The sequence below is a fragment of the Micromonospora sp. NBC_00330 genome (assembly GCF_036136635.1).
Taxonomy (GTDB): Bacteria; Actinomycetota; Actinomycetes; order Mycobacteriales; family Micromonosporaceae; genus Micromonospora; species Micromonospora salmantinae.
In genome coordinates this window covers 1,463,560-1,480,582 of sequence record NZ_CP108012.1, presented here as the reverse complement: position 1 = coordinate 1,480,582, position 17,023 = coordinate 1,463,560, and the positions used below count along the sequence as shown (strand labels likewise).

General features: G+C 68.9%; 11 protein-coding genes. 1 reads left to right on the top strand and 10 read right to left on the bottom strand.

What is annotated here, in order from left to right:
* Nucleotides 1-21: 21 nt before the first annotated feature.
* From OG598_RS06520 to OG598_RS06505, 4 genes are all read right to left on the bottom strand, one after another.
* Nucleotides 22-1,362, bottom strand: a complete 1,341-nt coding sequence (locus OG598_RS06520; protein WP_328653518.1) for an ABC transporter substrate-binding protein — start codon at nt 1,360-1,362, stop codon at nt 22-24.
* Nucleotides 1,363-1,466: 104 nt separating this feature from the next.
* Nucleotides 1,467-3,650: an alpha/beta hydrolase gene (locus tag OG598_RS06515; RefSeq protein ID WP_328653517.1), complete on the bottom strand. Its 2,184-nt coding sequence runs from the start codon at nt 3,648-3,650 to the stop codon at nt 1,467-1,469.
* Nucleotides 3,651-3,821: 171 nt separating this feature from the next.
* Entirely contained in the window at nt 3,822-4,817 is a 996-nt protein-coding gene (locus OG598_RS06510) for a LacI family DNA-binding transcriptional regulator (RefSeq protein ID WP_328655286.1), read from the bottom strand.
* Between the two features lie 316 nt (nt 4,818-5,133).
* Nucleotides 5,134-7,506 carry a glycoside hydrolase family 3 N-terminal domain-containing protein gene (locus OG598_RS06505; RefSeq protein ID WP_328653516.1) on the bottom strand — a complete coding sequence of 791 codons (2,373 nt, stop codon included), beginning with the start codon at nt 7,504-7,506 and terminating at the stop codon, nt 5,134-5,136.
* A gap of 283 nt (nt 7,507-7,789) precedes the next feature.
* Between OG598_RS06505 and arfA the strand changes: the two genes are divergently transcribed.
* Nucleotides 7,790-9,313, top strand: coding sequence for an arabinosylfuranosidase ArfA (gene arfA, locus OG598_RS06500; protein WP_328653515.1), 1,524 nt, complete (start codon nt 7,790-7,792; stop codon nt 9,311-9,313).
* Between the two features lie 111 nt (nt 9,314-9,424).
* On the opposite strand, the gene OG598_RS06495 is transcribed toward arfA, so the two are convergent.
* The 6 genes from OG598_RS06495 to OG598_RS06470 form a co-directional block, all read right to left on the bottom strand.
* The gene (locus OG598_RS06495) at nt 9,425-10,999 is read right to left on the bottom strand and encodes an alpha/beta hydrolase-fold protein (protein ID WP_328653514.1); all 1,575 of its coding nucleotides are present in this window, start codon (nt 10,997-10,999) and stop codon (nt 9,425-9,427) included.
* A gap of 322 nt (nt 11,000-11,321) precedes the next feature.
* Entirely contained in the window at nt 11,322-12,839 is a 1,518-nt protein-coding gene (locus OG598_RS06490) for an aldehyde dehydrogenase family protein (RefSeq protein ID WP_328653513.1), read from the bottom strand.
* Nucleotides 12,836-14,038, bottom strand: coding sequence for a fumarylacetoacetate hydrolase family protein (locus tag OG598_RS06485; RefSeq protein WP_328653512.1), 1,203 nt, complete (start codon nt 14,036-14,038; stop codon nt 12,836-12,838). Before OG598_RS06485 ends, OG598_RS06490 begins: the two co-directional genes overlap by 4 nt.
* Nucleotides 14,035-15,216: a mandelate racemase/muconate lactonizing enzyme family protein gene (locus OG598_RS06480; RefSeq protein ID WP_328653511.1), complete on the bottom strand. Its 1,182-nt coding sequence runs from the start codon at nt 15,214-15,216 to the stop codon at nt 14,035-14,037. Before OG598_RS06480 ends, OG598_RS06485 begins: the two co-directional genes overlap by 4 nt.
* A gap of 8 nt (nt 15,217-15,224) precedes the next feature.
* Nucleotides 15,225-16,055 (bottom strand): carbohydrate ABC transporter permease, encoded by an 831-nt coding sequence (locus OG598_RS06475; protein WP_145794216.1) that lies wholly within the window; start codon nt 16,053-16,055, stop codon nt 15,225-15,227.
* Nucleotides 16,052-17,005, bottom strand: coding sequence for a carbohydrate ABC transporter permease (locus OG598_RS06470; RefSeq protein WP_328653510.1), 954 nt, complete (start codon nt 17,003-17,005; stop codon nt 16,052-16,054). Before OG598_RS06470 ends, OG598_RS06475 begins: the two co-directional genes overlap by 4 nt.
* Nucleotides 17,006-17,023 lie beyond the last annotated feature (18 nt).

Genomic DNA, 17,023 nt, shown 5'->3' with positions numbered 1-17,023 from the left:
CGGCGCGGCCCACCCATCCGGTCACTGAACGGTGAAGCCTTGTTCCTTGGCGTACTTCGCCACGTCCTCCTGGAGCCGGTCGGCAGCCTGCGAACCGGTGACGGAGCCCTTGATGATCTCGCTGACCTGCTTGGTCATGGCGTCGAGGTAGTACTGACCGAAGGGGGCGTACGCGACGCCCTTGTAGGCCTCGGCGGCGGGAAGGTAGACCTCCTTGTTCGCCTGCTGGCCGTTGAAGAACGCCACCTTCAGGTCGACGAATGCGGGGTCCTTGAGCGCCGTGAGGTTCAGCGGGAAGATGATCTGGTTGGTCCAGCCGTCGGTGAGCGACTCCTTGTCGGCGTAGAGCCCGTAGGCGACCTTCGCGGCCAGCTCCGGCTTCTTCGCCTGCTTGGTCACCGAGAAGGCCGACCCGCCCCAGTTGACCTGCACCGGGTTGGCCGGGTCCCACTGCGGCAGCGGCGCCACAGCGAACTTGCCGGTGTCCTGCCCCTTACCGACGCCGGCGCCGGTGAGGTAGCCGGGCGCCCAGGCCGCCGAGATGTACGTCGCGTAGTTGCCGTTGATGACGCCGGAGATGTACTCCGGGGTGAACTGGTCCTGCGTACCGACCAGGCCCTTCTTGGCAAGGCCGCCCCAGTAGTCCAGCACGTCCTTGGACGCCTGGTCGTTGAGCTTCACCCCGATCGCCTTCGGCTGCGCCGGGTCGTAGGTGAAGGGCGCGGCGCCCTTCTGGATCTGCAGCGCCATGGTGAGCGCCGAGACGTTCGCGCCGAGGTCACCGAAGAGCGGGCCACCGGCGTCCTTGACCTTCTGGGCGGCCTGCTCGTACTCGGCCCAGGTCTTCGGCGGCGTGATCTTGTACTTGTCGAAGATGTCCTTCCGGTAGATCATCGCCACCGGGCCGCCGTCCACCGGCACGCCGTAGACCTTGTCGCCGACCGACACGTCCTTCCAGGCGCCCTCGCCGTAGTTGGCCTTGACCGCGTCGAAGCCGTACTGCTTGATGTCGACGAGAGCGCCCTGGATCTGGAACGTCGGGATCCGGTCCGCCTCGACCATGATCACGTCAGGTGCGCCGGTGCCTGCCGAGATGGCGGTCTGGAACTTGTCGTACTCGTCGCTGCCCTGGCCGACGTTGGTCCAGCAGACCTGTACGTCGTCGTGCTGCTTGTTGAAGTTGTCGACGACGAGTTGGGTGTTGGGGTACCAGCCCCACATCGTCACGACCGGCACGTTCTGCTTGGTGATGGTGTTCGTGCAATTGCTCGCGTCGCTGCCGCCCTCGTCGGAGGAGCAGGCGACGAGGCCGGCCCCCGCCGCGAGCATGGCTACCGTGGCGAGTATTCGTCTTCTCTTCATTGAGATGGTTCCCTTCGGCGATGGCGGTGCACTGCATCCATGCGCTGGCGGGCGCCACCGGGGGCAGGAAACCCTGCTCCCGGTGGCGTCGCCGGCGAAGGCTCCTAGCGCTTGAACAGACGGGGCGCCAGGTCGATGAGGTTCTTCTGCCACACGTCCCAGCCGTGCGGCCCGGGGGTGACCCCGTCGAACTCGTAGCGGATACCGAGGTTGTTCAACGTGGTCAGCGACGTCATGAAGCTCGGGTACACGAAGTCGGTCTGGTCACCGACGTAGAGGCGCAGCATCTTGGTGCCGTTGTTGATCGCCGCCACGTCGACGCCGGTGCCGCTGCCGAAACCAGCCGAGAACGCGGCGACGTAGGCGAACTCGCCCGGGTAGGCCCGAAGGACGCCCAACGCCTGCCCGCCGCCCATCGACAGGCCGGCGAGGGCCTGCTGCGACGAATCGCTGGAGATGTTGTAGCGGGCACGGGCCGTCGGAACGATGTTCTCCCGCAGTTCCCGGTTGAAGTTCGACGAGTTGCCGTTGCCCATCACGACGACCATCGGCGTCAGGTCGCCGTCGAGGAACTGATTGTCGAGGATCTGCTTGGCGCGGCCCATCTCGACCCAGTCCGTGTAGCTCTGGCCACTGCCGTGCTGGAGGTAGAGGACGGGGTACGGCTGCGCCCGGCCCGGGTCGTAACCCGGTGGGGTCCAGACCAGCGCGGTGCGGTCCTGGCCGGCCACCGTGCTGGCGTAGGTCATGTTCTCAACTGTTCCGCCGCGGCCGGCGGGGACGTCCGACAGCAGCCGGGCACCCGGCCCGGGGATGAGGAAGGTGCTCCACATCGGCTCGGTGGTGACAGTTGTCGGGTTGGAGGCGTCCTTGACCGCGACCCGGTCCACGATCAGCCGGTAGTAGTAGAACCAGGGCTTCAGCGGGCCAACGGTGGCCCGCCACCGGTCACCGTCGCGGGTCAGTGGCAGGCGCAACCAACTGCCGCCCGGCGCAACGTTCGCCCAGACCGTGACGTGCTGAGCGTCAGTGAAGTCCGTGGTGGTCTCGAAGGTGACGAACCCGTCCTCGCTGACGAAGGGCGTCGGGGTGGTGCCGGCCGGCGGCGGGGTGAACTCCCGCTTGAGCGGCTGGTGACCGGGGCTCGGCCCGTGGTCGGCCACGTGCCGGAACAACCGCGGCACGAAGTCGACGAGGTTCTCCTGCCAGGTGGTCCAGGTCGCGCCGCCGTCGGGGTTGACCCCGTCGAACTCGAACCGGACGTCGGCTCGGCCCAACGCCTTCGTCAGCCGGTAGGTGGGGTTGTACGCGGGATCGGTGACGTTGCCCGTGTACAGGCGCAGCAGCTTGACGCCGCGGTTGATCGATTTAGCGTCCTTGCGGTCGATCTCCGGCGCTGACGTGCCCGAGAACGAACCGACGTGACCGAACTGACCCGGCTTGGTGAGCGCGGCCCGCAGCGCCTGCGTGCCACCGTCGGACACACCCGCGATCGCCTGGTGCGCCGGATCGCGAAGGACCCGGTAGTTGTCGGTGACCGCCTTCCGGAGGTCCTTCAACTCCTTGTCGTCCGCGACGTCGGCGTTGTTGATCACAACGACCATCGGGCTCATGGCGCCGGCGGCCGAGAGGTTGTCGAGGATCTGCTTGGATCGGCCGAGGTCGAGCCAGTCGGTGGCGGCCACACCGTCACCCGACTGCAGGAAGAGCGCCGGGTATCCCTTCGGGCCCTTGGCCGCGTAACCAGGTGGCGTCCAGACCAGGGCGGAGCGCTGCGCGTTAGTGGTCCGATAGGTCAGCGTCTCGATCTTCCCGCCGGTGCCGGCCGGCGCGTCGAGCAGCCACCGCGCCGAGTCACCAGCGACGAGAAAGGTGCTCAGGAGCGGGTTGGAAGCGACACTGGTGCTGTTCGTCGGGTCCTTGATGGTCAAGGTGTCGTCGGCGGTGACCTGGTAGTTGTACAACCCGGGCTCCAACGCGCCGAGAACACCCGACCACACGTCACCCCGACGGGTCAGACCGAACTCCGCCCAGCTGGCCGACGGACCGAAGTTTCCCTCGACGACGACCTGCGAGACGGTGCCCAGGTTCTCCTGGACGTACGCCGCCGGGACGGCGAACGTGGCGTAGCGGTCCGCGGAGACGTCCAGCCACGGCGTGTCCGCCGCCGCCGGTTGCGGCGCGATGAGCACCGCCGCGGTGGCGATGACCCCGGCGGTGAACGCCGCCGAGAGCCGCCGACGTACGCCCAGACGGCGTAAGCGCCCGTGATACTGTTCGGTAGTCACACTCCACTCCTTTCATGTGCCGGCAGCGGATGCGACCCGCCTGACCGGCTCAACTCAACTGTGGATCTGGCCGTCTGTGCTGCCTGCACCTCCTTCAGGCCGCTGCCACCGGCACACCTGACCTGACCGCTCTGTCGGGAGCGATCAGGCTCGTGCACCCATGGGCTGATGTCATGGTCGTGCCGCGCTCTTCGGCGGTGCGGTCGAGTCGCGCACGACGAGGCTGGTCGGAAGCACGATCTGGCTCGGCTCGTCCCACTCACCGGTCACCAGCGACTTCAGCATCCGCGCGGCCTCGTACCCGAGCTGATACATCGACTGGTCCACAGTGGTCAGACCCGGCTTGGTCAACGCCGACTCGGGGATGTTGTCGAACCCCACGACGGACAGGTCCCCCGGCACCGAGAACCCCAACTCCCTGGCGACCTCCAGAACCTTGAGGGCCATCCCGTCGCTCGCCGCGAAGATCGCCGATGGCGGGTCCGGTCGTTGCAGCAGGACGCGCGCCAGCGGAGTCGCCGACTCGGGGTTGAAATCTCCTCGGCCGATCAGCGTCGGGTCGACCGTGACCCCGGCGGTGGCCAGCGCGGCCCGGTAGCCCTCCTCCCGGGACCAGGCCGAGGCCAGGCTGTCGCGGCCGGCGATGAACCCGATGCGCCGATGACCCAGGCCGAGCAGGTGCTCGACAGCGGTGGTGGCGCCAGTGAGGTTGTCGGAGATCACCGAGGGCGCCGTCGAGCCCCGCACCGGGTCGATGGCCACGACCGGCGCCCGGGTCCGGAAATCACCCCAGGGCGTGACGACGATGCACCCGTCGGTGAGGGTGCCCGACAGTCGGGTCAGGTGCCGCTGCTCCCAACCCTCCGAATACGACCCGTAGAGGTCGCTGTTGGCGTAGATGATCAGATCGAAGCCCGATCGGCTCAGCGCCTTCATCACACCCTTGAGCACTTCCGCCGTGTACGACTGGAAGCTGTGCGCCACGAGGCCCAGAACGTTGGTGCGGCTGCGTCGAAGGCTGGTGGCCACCAGACTCGACTCGTAGCCGAGCTGCTCGATGGCGGAGCGCACCTGAGCGACAGTGCGAGCGCTGACGCCGTAATGCCCGTTGACGACGCGCGAGACGGTGGCTGTGGAAACGCCAGCAGCTCGGGCGACATCACTCATTGTTACCGGCGCATTGGCTTCAATCATGCCGCTCTCTCTGGACTGCAATCGTTATCGGTTACGTTTCCAGGATGTTGCCAACGTAACTGAGAACGATTACGAACACAAGACCTCTTCGTCCTTACCCGACCACCGAGAAGAACGTCCTAACTGGACCCTCGCAAGAGCGCGATTGACCCTCGGATGCCGTTGCGGATAACGCAATCGGCATCCTCTGCCGGGGGTCGAAGTGGGTCCGGTTTCCGCGTTGGTGCCACCCGTTGACAACAGAACGGCACGCTCCGTCAAGAACCATTCCCCGTTCCCGGGTGAACGCTCACAGCCGCCGAACCTCGGCGGTCCCGGTAAAGACCTTCGACGTCGGCCGGTCCGGGTCCGCACCGATGACGAACGTACCGGCATGGGTGTGGTCGGCGACCGAGAAGCCGACGTACACCTCGATCTGCCCGGCCTCCACCGCGTAGGTCATGCTCCGGTCGTAGAAACCGAGCTGGCCGGTGGGGAGCGCGAACCGCACCGCCACCCGCTGGCCGGCGGCGGCCTCGACGCGGGCGAAGGCCTTCAGCTCCAGCACCGGCCGGGTGATCGTGGCCTGCGGGTCGCGGACGTAGAGCTGCACGACCTGCTCCCCCGCCCGGTGCCCGGTGTTGGTGAGCGTGACCTCGACACCGACGCTGTCCCCGGCGCGGACCTCGGCGCTCTCCAGCGTGGCCTCCTCGATCATGAACGAGGTGTACCCGAGGCCGTGGCCGAAGACGTATCGCGGCGCGACCGGCGAGTCCACGTAGTCGCCATGCCAGTGTGACCGCCCGCCGGACACCTTGTGGCCGTAGAAGACGGGGATCTGGCCGACGCTCCGGGGGTACGAGATCGGCAGCTTTCCGCTCGGGTTGACCTCACCGAGGAGCACCTCGGCGATCGCCCGCGCCCCGGTCTCCCCCGGCAACCAGGCCATCAGCACCGCGGCGCACTCCTCGTGCAGGAAGTCGCTGCCGACCGGTCGGCCGGCGACGAGCACTGCCACGACGGGCGTGCCAGTGGCGACGACGGCACGGACGAGTTCTTCCTGCACGCCCGGCAGGTCCAGACTGGACCGGTCCCGCGACTCGCCAGTGGTGGCCCCGGGCGTCAGTCCCGAGCGGTCACCCAGGACCAGCACCGCGACGTCGGCCGCCGCGGCGGCCGCTACCGCCTCGGCGAACCCCTCGGTCGACGGGTCGAGCACGTCGCAACCCGGGGCGAAGCGCAGCCGGTCGCCCAGCCGCGCCGCGAGTTCGTCGCGCACCGTGGGTACACCGTCGATGCTCTCGTCGATCTCCAGATCGTCCGGGATCGTCATCATCTCGCCGAGCAGGCCGCGCCGCTTGCGTGCCGCGACCAACGACTCGATGTGGGCCGCGAACGAGTAGTCACCGAGCAGGTGTCGGGCGTCGTCGGCGTTCGGGCCGATGAGAGCGACGGTTCCGGCGCCCGCCAGCAGCGGCAGCAATCCGTCGTTCTTGAGCAGGACGAGGCTGCGGCGGGCGATCTCCAGCGCCACGCCCCGGTGCCGCTCGGCGTTCGCCGACGTCGAGGCCGCGTCCTCGTCGACGTACGGGTTCTCGAAGAGCCCGAGTTCGATCTTGTGCCGAAGGACCCGTGCGACCGCCTCGTCGAGCCGGGCCTCGGTGACCTCGCCGGCGTCCAGGGCGCGGGTGAGGGCGTCCGCGTACGCGTCCGTCGCCGGGAGCTCGACGTCCACGCCCGCGCCGAGGCCCACCGTCGCGGCCTGCTGCTTGTCCTGCGCGAAGTGGTGGTACGAGTGGAGGTCGTTGACGCCGAAGTAGTCGGAGACCACGCTGCCAGTGAAGCCCCACTGCCCGCGCAGGACGTCGGCGAGGAGTTCGGGGTTGGCATGGCACGGGACGCCGTCGAGTTCGTGGTAGCCGGTCATCACCGACTGGAGCCCGCCCTCGCGGACCGCCGCCTCGAACGGATACAGGTACACCTCACGCAGCAGGCGCGGCGGCAGGTGGGCCGGCGCCCAGTTCAACCCACCCTCGGACGCCCCGTAGCCGACGAAGTGCTTGGCGGTGGCAAGAACGCCGTCGGTCAGGTCGGTGCCCTGAAGGCCCCGGACGAATGCCACCCCCATGCGGGACACCAGGTACGGGTCCTCGCCGTAGGTCTCCTCCGTCCGGCCCCATCGTGGGTCGCGCACCACGTCCAACACCGGCGAGAGCCCCTGGTGACTTCCCATGGCGCGCATCTGTGCGCGAACAACGTCCGCCAGTTGGCGGTTCAGCTCCGGCGCCCAGGTGCTCGCGACGCCGATCGCCTGCGGGAAGATGGTCGCCTCGCGGGCCATGACCCCCGAGCAGACCTCCTCGTGCACGATCGCCGGGATGCCCAGCCGGGTCTCGCTGACCAGGAAGCGCTGGATCGCGTTGGCGGCCCGCGCCACCTGCGCCGCCTTCAGACTGGTCGCGCCCGCGATGCGGGTCACGTGCCCCAGGCCGTGTCGAAGGATCGGCCGGGCCCGCTCGGCCGCGAACCGTCCGCCCTCCAGCACTGAAAACGCCCAGGTGCTGCCCAGCTGCGCGAGCTTCTCCTCGCGGGTCATCCGGGCCAACAGATCCGACACCCGTTCGTCGACGGGCGCTGTCGCATCCGTGTAGGTCGCCTCGGTCTCCGGCTCAACAGTGGTCATCCGGTCACCCCAATCACCGCGACAAGCTGGTCTTTCGGCCGGGGCGGCAGGACCCGAGGGGGATGCCGGCCAGACATTGATCCAGGCGTCGTGTTCCCTTACGTAAACGTAATCGGTAACGTTTACATAGATCGACAACGTAATCGAGGTCGATCACGTTGTCCAGAGCTCACAGTGCCTCCACCACCCCCGGTCCCGGCGCTCGGGCAGTGCTGCCGACGTCGGACCTGCACGAAGGGAGCCAGCCCTGAACACCCACCTCGACAGCGCGCCGGAGAACGGCGTGAACACGGCCCGCCTGACAGTGGACCCCCGCCGACGCGTCGCACCGGTGCCGCGTCGACTCTTCGGCTCGTTCGTGGAGCACCTGGGTCGCTGCGTCTACAACGGAATCTACGAGCCGGGGCACCCGACGGCCGATGCCGACGGCTTCCGGGGCGACGTCCTTGAGCTGGTGCGCGAGTTGGGCGTCACCACGGTCCGCTATCCCGGCGGCAACTTCGTCTCCTCCTACCGCTGGGAGGACGGCGTCGGCCCGGTCGACAAACGGCCGGCGAGGCTCGACCTCGCCTGGCACAGCATGGAGACCAACGCGTTCGGGCTCGACGAGTTCATGCGATGGGTCGGCAAGGCTGGCGTGGATCCGATCATGGCGGTCAACCTCGGCACCCGTGGCACCGCCGAGGCCGTCGACCTGCTCGAGTACGCCAATCACCGCGGTGGGAGCCACCTCGCCGACCAGCGCCGCGACAACGGCGCCGTCGATCCGTACGGGATCAGGCTGTGGTGCCTGGGCAACGAGATGGACGGCCCGTGGCAGGTGGGTCAGCGCAGCGCGACCGAGTACGGACGGCTGGCGGCGCAGACGGCGAAGGCCATGCGCCGCTTCGATCCCGATCTCGAACTCGTCGCCTGCGGCTCCTCACACCTCGGTATGCCGACCTTCGGCAGCTGGGAGCGCGACGTGCTGACCGAGGCGTACGACGACGTCGACCTGATCTCTTTGCACGCGTACTACCAGCCGGTCGACGACGACCTGGCCAGCTTCCTCGCCTCGGCCGAGGACATGGACAGGTACATCGACGCCGTCACCGCCATCGCCGACTCGGTCGGAGCGATCCGTCGGTCGACCAAGAAGATCATGATCGCGTTCGACGAGTGGAACGTCTGGTACCAGTCCGCCGCCCCGTCCACGCCGCCGAGCGGCGAGGACTGGCCCGTCGCGCCGCCGCTGCTGGAGGATCACTACAGCGTGGCCGACGCGGTCGTCGTCGGCGGTCTGCTCATCAGCCTGCTGCGACACAGCGACCGGGTGAGCGCGGCCTGCCAGGCCCAACTGGTCAACGTCATCGCGCCGATCATGACCGAGACGGGCGGCTCGGCCTGGCGGCAGACCATCTTCCATCCCTTCGCCCGCACCGCCCGGCACGCTCAGGGCACCGTGTTGGACGTGCTGCGCGAGGGCAGCACGACGACCACCGACCGCTACGGTGAGGTCGACGCGGTCGACGCGGTCTCCACCTGGGACGACATCACCGGGGAGATGACCGTCTTCCTCGTCAACCGCGCCCTCGACACTCCGGCCGAGGTGACCATCGACGTCGCCGGCGCGCAGGTCAGCGACATCATCGAGTGCGTCACCGTCGGCGGCACCGACCTGCACGCCAAGAACACCGCCGACGGTCCGGACCACGCCGCGCCGCGACCCAACGGCACGGCACGCGGCGCCGACGCCAGCGTCCAGCTGATTCTTCCGCCGGCGTCCTGGACCATGCTGCGCCTGCGCGCCACCGACACGACTGTGTGACCGGCTGACGAACGGTCCCGGGCGTGCCCCGGCCGCGCACACCCTGGCAATCACCAGGGGTGCGCGGCCGGGGGCTTCCCCACCACAGGGAGTACGGGGTCCAGCCTGGGACTACCGGGCGTCGACCGGGGAGCTGTGGGAGTCGTTGAAGAGCGTGTCGCCCTGGTAGCGGGCGACCACCGGCGCGTTCAGCTCACCATGGAGTGTCTTCTTCAGCCGGGCGACGCCGTGCTGCACCCGGGCCGACCCGAGGTGCGTGTCACCCGCGTAGAAGTCGACGGTGCCGGAGGGTGAAGCCGTGCTGGTGCTGACCGTGCTGACAGTCGCGGTGGCGGTGACCCTCGTGTGGTGCGACGGGCCCGCCGGTGACGTGGTGACGTCGAGATCGGTGGTGGTGGCCCGGAACGTCAGGGTACGCAGGTAGTGGTTCAGCAGCGGACGCCACACGTGCCAGGTGTGCACACCCGGCACGTTGTACTCGTCCAGCTCGACGCCGGCGGCCCGCAGGGCGGCGGCGTTGCGCTGCGAGTTCTCGGCGATGTTGCCCAGCCGGTCCTGGAGCCCGGTGCCGATCATGATGCCGCCGGCCACCGCCTTCATGCTGTCGACCTGGGCCTGGGTGGCTGCCGGGCCGCCCGCGCTCCAGGCCGCGTGGTAGCCGAACAGGTCGGTGTGGTTGTACATGATGGTGTACGCCCGGCTGCCGCCTGCGGAGAAGCCGGCGAACGCGCGGTCCTGTGCCCGGGTCGAGACGCGGTAGTTCTGCTCGACGAACGGGAAGATGTTGTTCCGTAGTTCGTCGACGTAGCCCTCGTTGCCACCGGGGAGGCCGTTGAAGTCGGTGGACACGATCACCATGGGCTGCGCCGCACGGTCCTTGATCGCGTTCTCCAGGATGAGGTGGGCCACGCCCTGCATCGTCCAGGCGGTCGAGTGGTCGCCGCTGCCGTGGCTCAGGTAGAGGGTCGGGTACGGCGTGGCCCGGTTGGGGTCGTAGCCGTGCGGCAGGTAGACGACGATGTCGTGGACTCCCGCCGGGTTGGTCGACAGCGGCGAGGTGTACCGCCGGGACTCCAGCCGGCCGACCCTGGCCACCGGCGCCTGGTAACCGGTGTCGTACGTCGGGAACTTCCGACTGGCCGGGACGTAGATCGTGCTGCGTACCGCGCCGGGCGCTCCCGGGTACTGCGGCTGGATCTGCCACCGGTTGGCCGGGTCGTCGTACAGGACACAGCCGGTGGCGAGCTCGTTGGCGCAGTCGTGAGTGAACGCGTAGCGGAAGGTGCCCGCCGGCAGCGGGGTGGTGAAGGTCCAGACCCCGTCGGGGCCCTTTCGCATGGCCTGGGTGTGCCACGGGGTGGCCGCGACGTCGCCGGGTTGCCACTCGGCGGGCGGCCGCGCGTCGCCGCAGTCCTGGCAGTCGATGTTCTCCGGTCGGGAGTAGAACCAGTCGCCGTAGACGTGGACCTGCTGAACGTCCTCGGGCGCCCGGTACCGGAAGGTGACGGTGTACCCGGTCGGGGGCTTGTCGGCGCGGGTGACGGTCGGGCCCAGCGGCGCGGGCGGTGCCGCCGAGGCCGCCGGGGCGGCGAGCGTTCCGGCCGTCACGGTGACGGCGGCGAGCAGCGCGAGCAGCAGCCGGCGTGTCGGTGCCGGCGTCCGGGGACGGGGAGGTGCGACGGGCATGTTCCTGCTCCCTCTTCGGCGTGTGGTCAGACCGCACCGAGCGGCCGACCGACCATTCGATGGTGAGGTGAAGGGATACCAGTAACGAGCGATGCAGCTATGCGAGCGCTAACATCGTTCCCTGTCGAAAACACAACCATGAATTGCATTGACGGTCAAGACGGAAATCGCAACGGATAATCGCGTCCAAACAATTCGGGCGCGCTTCAGCGGCACCTTGACAACTGGCGCGCGAATTCTCTGTCGGGGCAATGTCGTCGAGGAATTCGCGCGCCAGTCGCAGGTGGCCGGAAACGCGCCCGGGAGCAACCGGCAGACGCCGTTATTCGACCGCTGGCTGCAACCTCCCGTCGACTCGCCGGGAAATGGCGGTGTACTCGTCGCGCAACTCCTCCGGGAGGACCCAGGCCGGGGCGTCCTGCCACGCCAGCGGGCGGAGGAACCGTCGGATCGACGTGGCGCCCACCGACGTGTGCACGGCGTTCGTCGACGGCCACGGTCCACCGTGGTGCTGGGCCCACGACACCCGGACGCCTGTGGGGTAGCCGTCGAAGACGATGCGACCCGCGCGGGCGGAGAGCACGTCGACGAGTCGGCGGACGACGTCGGCGTCGTCGCCCGCTCCGCTGTGGAGCGAACCGGTCAGCGACGGCGGGACGGTGGCCAGGGCGGCGTCGAGGTGGGCGGCGTCGTCGTAGCGGACCACGACCAGGAGCGGGCCGAAGCACTCGTCGGCGATCTCGGCGGTCAGACCGGCGAGGTCGACCTCCAGGAGGGTCGGTGCCACTGTGAAGCCCGCCCCTGGTTCGACAGTGGGCCGCGCCGACACCCGGGCGCCGGCCCGCTCGAACTCCGTGGAGCGGCTCTCGTACGCGTCCCGGATGCGCTCGTTGAGCAGGACGGTGCCGCCCGACGCGTCGACTCTGGCCCGCAGCGCGTCGACCAGGCCGTCACCACCCGGATCTGACGGAACGAACGCCAGGCCGGGCTTGGTGCACAACTGACCGCCCGAGTTCGTGAAGGAGCCGAACAGCCCCTCGGCGATCTGGTCCGCTCGGGCGGCGGCCGCGTCGGGCAGGACGACGATCGGGTTCACGCTGCTCAGTTCGGCGTACAGGGGAATGGGGTCGGGTCGTTCGTCGATGGCCGCCTGGATGGCGCGGGCGGCGTTGACCGAGCCGGTCAGGGCGGCCGCGCGGATCGCCGGGTGGCGCACCAGCGCGCGACCGGCCTGCTCCCCGTACACGGTCGCGACGACACCCTCGGGCCCGCCGAGGTCGCGGACGGCCGACTCGATCGCGGCGGCGGAGGCGTGCGAGGTCAGCGGGTGCGACGGGTGGGCCTTCAGGATCGTCGGGCACCCGGCGGCGAGCGCCGCGGCCGTGTCACCGCCGGCGACCGAGAAGGCGAACGGGAAGTTGCTGGCCCCGAAGACCGCTACCGGTCCGAGGGGTACCAGCATCCGCCGCAGGTCCGGGCCGCGGCCGAGCGGTGTGTCGGCGGCGTGGTCGATGGTGGCCTCGACGTACGCTCCGTCGCGCAGCACCTCGCCGAACATCCGGAACTGGAGCGCCGCCCGGGTGAGTTCCCCGTCGAGTCGCGCGTGGCTCAGCCCGGTCTCCGCCTCGGCGGCAGCGACCAGATCCACCCGACGGGACTCCAGCGACGCGGCGATCGCGTCCAGCAACTCCGCGCGGCCGAGCCTCCCGCGCGCGGCCAGCCACTGCGCCGCCGGGGACGTCTGACCGGCGATCACCTCCAGTCGAGACTCGTCGGTCTCGGTGAGTTCCGTCGCGCGACGCTGACCGTCGCGCGGATCGACAGTGCTGACCACGTTCACAGCAGTCCTCTCCTTACCAGATTGCCCATGAGATCGCGGACGCCGAAGTGCCAGGGCTCGCACTCCTCCGCGTGCCGCACCCGGTTGACCAGGGTGCCGAGCGCCGGGCAGCTGATCCGTACCACGTCGTCGACCTTGTGGGTGAAGCCCTCACCGGGGCGGTCCCGGTCCTGGATGGGCGCGAACATGGTGCCGAGCATCAGGGCGGCGCCGTCGGGATAGTGGTGGTGCGGCCCGATCAGCTGCCGGACCAGCTCCTCGGGATCACGCGACATCTGGGTCATCTCCGAGACCGCCTCCAGGTGGAAACCGTCCTCGCCGCGAACCTCCAGGCGCACCTCGAGTTCGCGTACCCGATCCATGCCGAACCGGTCGTCGAAGAGCCGGATCAGGGGGCCGAGGGCGCAGGAGGCGTTGTTGTCCTTCGCCAGGGGAAGCAGGAGCGCCGAGCGGCCCTCGATGTCGCGCAGGTTCACGTCGTTGCCGAGGGTGGCGCCCACGATCCGGCCACTGGACTGGACGATGAGCGTGACCTCGGGTTCCGGGTTGTTCCAGGTCGACGCGGCGAGCACGCCGACCGGAACGGCGGTGCCGACGGCGGAGAGGATCTGTCCCTTGGTGAAGATCTCGGCGTCCGGACCGATGCCCACCTCCAGGTACTGGCTCCACATGCCCTCGGCGACCAGCAGACCCTTGAGCCGAGCCGCCTCCGGCGAGCCCGCCTGCAGGCTGTGCAGGTCGACACCGACGTCGGCGAGCATGCGGTGCCGGATGTCCGCCGCCAGAGCCAGGTCTCCCCGCGCCCGTTCCTCGATCACCCGCTCGATCATGGAGATCGGGAAGGTCACGCCCGCGGCCTTGAGCGCCTGGAGGTCGACCGGCGCGAGCAACCACGGCCGGCCACGGTCGCGGGTCGCCGCCCCCGTGTTGGCCAGAATCTCAGCGAAATCGCCCACCCTCGGCCCGTCGAGCCCGGCCACCGTCGCGGCGGGATCGGGCAGCTCGCAGATGTCGCGGACGGTCGGGAACCGGTGGCTGATGTCGATGACCTCGCCGTCGCGGACGGTCACCGGTGAGGGGCCGTCGCCGGACGGGTCCCAGATCCGGCCGACGAGGACGCTGTCGGCATCGTCGGGCAACGCTTCGGCGGCGGTGCCGACCCAGTCCGCGGCCGACCCTCGTGGCCGTGGCAGCGTCATGAGTGGCTCTCCAGGTTGAAGAAGGACCGCTCGTCGCGGGGACGGATGTCGAAGACGGCGTCCTGGAACATCCGCAGCGGGTGCGGTGTGAACGGATGCTGCTCGACCGCGGTGAGATCCACCTCGATGCCCAGGCCGATCCCGGTGGGGATGAGGATGTCGCCGTCGTCGGTCAGCACCAGCCGCTCGTTGGTGATCTCGGGACGCCAGGGCACGTCGGTCGCCATGATCTCCAGATACCGGAAGTTGGGCAGCGTCGCCCCGAGTTGCAGCGTCGCGGCGGTGCTGAGTGGACCACTCGGGTTGTGCGGCGCGAAGCCCACGTAGCTGGTCGCGGCGAGCGTGGAGATGAAGGCCAACTCGGCGATCCCGCCGGCGTGCGTCACGTCGGGCTGGACGAAGTCCACCGCCTGGCGGGCCAGCGCCGGCGCGAAGCCCTGCCGCCCGTACCACCGCTCCCCCGCGGCGATCGGCACCGGCGACGCGCGACGGATGTCGACGAGCGCGTCGAGGTTGTCCGGTGGGCAGGGCTCCTCGAACCACACCGGGTCGAACTGGGCGATTTCCTTGGCCACCTTGATGGCGTGGCGGACGTCGAAGCGGCCGTGCCCCTCGACGAACAGCTCCACCTCGCGGCCCACCGCCTGACGGACGGCGTCGATCTGGGCCAGCACCCGGTCCAACTGCGCTGTGGTGATGGTCAGGTCGTAGTTCTCGAACGGGTCCCACTTGAGGCCCCGGAAGCCCGACTCCACAGTCCGGCGCGCGGCGGCCGCGTAGTCCTCCGGCGTGACGGCGCCGGAGAACCAACCATTGGCGTACGCGCGGACCCGGTCGCGGGTCGCGCCGCCGAGAAGCCGGGAGACCGGTACGCCGAGCTCGCGCGCCGAGATGTCCCAGAGGGCCATCTCCAGCGAGCTCAACGCCGTCATGATCACCGGCCCGCCGCGCCAGTACCAGTCCCGCGCGGTCTCGTAGAGGATCTTCGAGATGCTTGTGGGATCCAGGCCCACCACCGCCTCGGCCAGCTCGGCGATGGCCCCCTGGACGGCACGTTCCTTGCCCTCCAGGGTGGCCTCACCGAGCCCGACGATCCCCTCGTCGGTGTGGACCCGCACGATGACGAGGTTCGTACGGTAGAAGTCGACGACCAGTGTGTCGACAGAGACGATCTTCATCTTTCGGCTCAACCCTTCACCGCACCGGCGGTCATGCCGGACACCACGTACTTCTGCACCAACAGGTAGAAGGCGACGGCGGGCAGCGTGAACAGGAAGGCGACAGCCATCACCGTCTGGATCGGTGTACCCAGTTCGCCGATGAAGTTCGCGATGCCGACGGAGGCCGGTTGCAGATCGGGGTTGAAGATGAACGTCACCGCGAACACGTACTCGTTCCAGGCGTGGAAGAAGGCGATGACCGCGGTGGCCGCGATCGACGGCGCGATGAGCGGCACGTTGATGCGGGTCAGGGTGGTGAAGGGCCGGGCGCCGTCGGCGCGCGCGGCCTCCTCCAGCTCCTTCGGGATTCCGTCGATGGCGCCCTTGAGGATCAGCGCGACGATCGGCAGGACGAAGGCGGAGTTCACCAGGACGAGGCCGGTCAGCGAGTCGAGCAGTTCGAAGCGGCGGAACAGCGCGAACAGCGGGACGACCATGAGCGCCTCGGGAAGCATCTGCGTGAACAGCAGCACGACGGTCAGCACGGCCTTGCCCCAGAACGAGAACCGGGACAGCGCGTAGCCGAGCGGGATGCCCAGGCCGACGGAGAGAACCATCGTGCCGACGGCGATGATCAGGCTGTTGAGCAGCCACCCGGCCGCCTTGCCCTCGGCGAGCGCGTCCACGAAGACCCCGAACTGGCCGAGGTCGGGCGTGAGCCGGGGCTTGTCGGCGAAGAGGTCGCTGTTGCTGGACAGTGCCGTGACGAACATCCAGTACAGCGGGAACACCGCGACACCCAGCACGACGAGCACGGCGACGATCCGTGCGGTGACACCGAATCGGAAGCGTCTCATCGGACGTCCCCCTTCTCCACGGCACGGGCGACCAGGCGGCTGCCGATGATGACGATGAGCGAGATGACGACGCCGACCATTCCGATGGCCGCCGCCGATCCGAGTTCCTTCGAGTCGAACGCCTGCGAGTAGAGGTCGATGACGAGCGTCTCGGTGGCACCGACCGGTCCGCCCTTGGTCATCAGCCAGATCAGCTCGAACCGCCGCAGCGACCAGATCGTCATCAGCAGGGCCAGCAGGCCCACTGTCGGCTTGATGACCTGCCAGGTGACCGCGCGGAAGGTGGCCCATCGTCCGGCGCCGTCCACTGTCGCGGCCTCGTTGAGGTCCTGCGGAACGGACTGCAGGGCGGAGAGCAGCACCACTGAGGTGAACGGGAACAGCTGCCAGATGGTCGTGGCGAGCACCGCCGGGAGCGCGTAGCGCGAGCTGTCCAGGATCGCGCCACCAGGGACGCCGAGCCCGACCGCGTCGAGGAAGCGGTTCACGATGCCGTACTGCGCGTTGAGCATCCAGGTGGCGATGAGCGCGACCGCGATGCCCGGAGCGGCCCAGGGGACGGTCACCAGCGCCCGTGCCACGCCCCGGCCGCGAAACTTCTTGTTGAGCAGGAGCGCGACGGCGAGGCCGGCGCCGATCGCGACGACCACACAGGTGATCACGTAGACGACGGTGATCAGCAGGGTGCGGTGGAACTCGGGGTCACCGAAGATCCGGCTGAAGTTGTCGAGCCCGACCCACTCGCTGCGCGTGGGGTTGAGCAGCCTCGTCCTGGTGAAGCTGAGGTACACCTCCTGAACGAGGGGTACCGCCTGGAAGACGAGGATGAACAGGGCGGCGGGTCCCAGGAACAGGTACGGCGTCCACTTGCTGCCCAGCGGGCTGGGCCGACGCCGGGGCCGGCCTGGGGTTGTTGTCTTCGGTGCTCCGGTCTGCTCGACCACAGTCATCGGGTTCGATCCTTCTGG

What these genes read in the sequence shown, in the direction of transcription:
- OG598_RS06475 (WP_145794216.1), bottom strand. Translation starts at nt 16,055, where the DNA reads ATGAGACGCTTCCGATTCGGTGTCACCGCACGGATCGTCGCCGTGCTC.
- OG598_RS06520 (WP_328653518.1), bottom strand. Translation starts at nt 1,362, where the DNA reads ATGAAGAGAAGACGAATACTCGCCACGGTAGCCATGCTCGCGGCGGGG.
- OG598_RS06485 (WP_328653512.1), bottom strand. Translation starts at nt 14,038, where the DNA reads ATGACGCTGCCACGGCCACGAGGGTCGGCCGCGGACTGGGTCGGCACC.
- OG598_RS06470 (WP_328653510.1), bottom strand. Translation starts at nt 17,005, where the DNA reads ATGACTGTGGTCGAGCAGACCGGAGCACCGAAGACAACAACCCCAGGC.
- OG598_RS06480 (WP_328653511.1), bottom strand. Translation starts at nt 15,216, where the DNA reads ATGAAGATCGTCTCTGTCGACACACTGGTCGTCGACTTCTACCGTACG.
- OG598_RS06495 (WP_328653514.1), bottom strand. Translation starts at nt 10,999, where the DNA reads ATGCCCGTCGCACCTCCCCGTCCCCGGACGCCGGCACCGACACGCCGG.
- OG598_RS06505 (WP_328653516.1), bottom strand. Translation starts at nt 7,506, where the DNA reads ATGACCACTGTTGAGCCGGAGACCGAGGCGACCTACACGGATGCGACA.
- OG598_RS06510 (WP_328655286.1), bottom strand. Translation starts at nt 4,817, where the DNA reads ATGAGTGATGTCGCCCGAGCTGCTGGCGTTTCCACAGCCACCGTCTCG.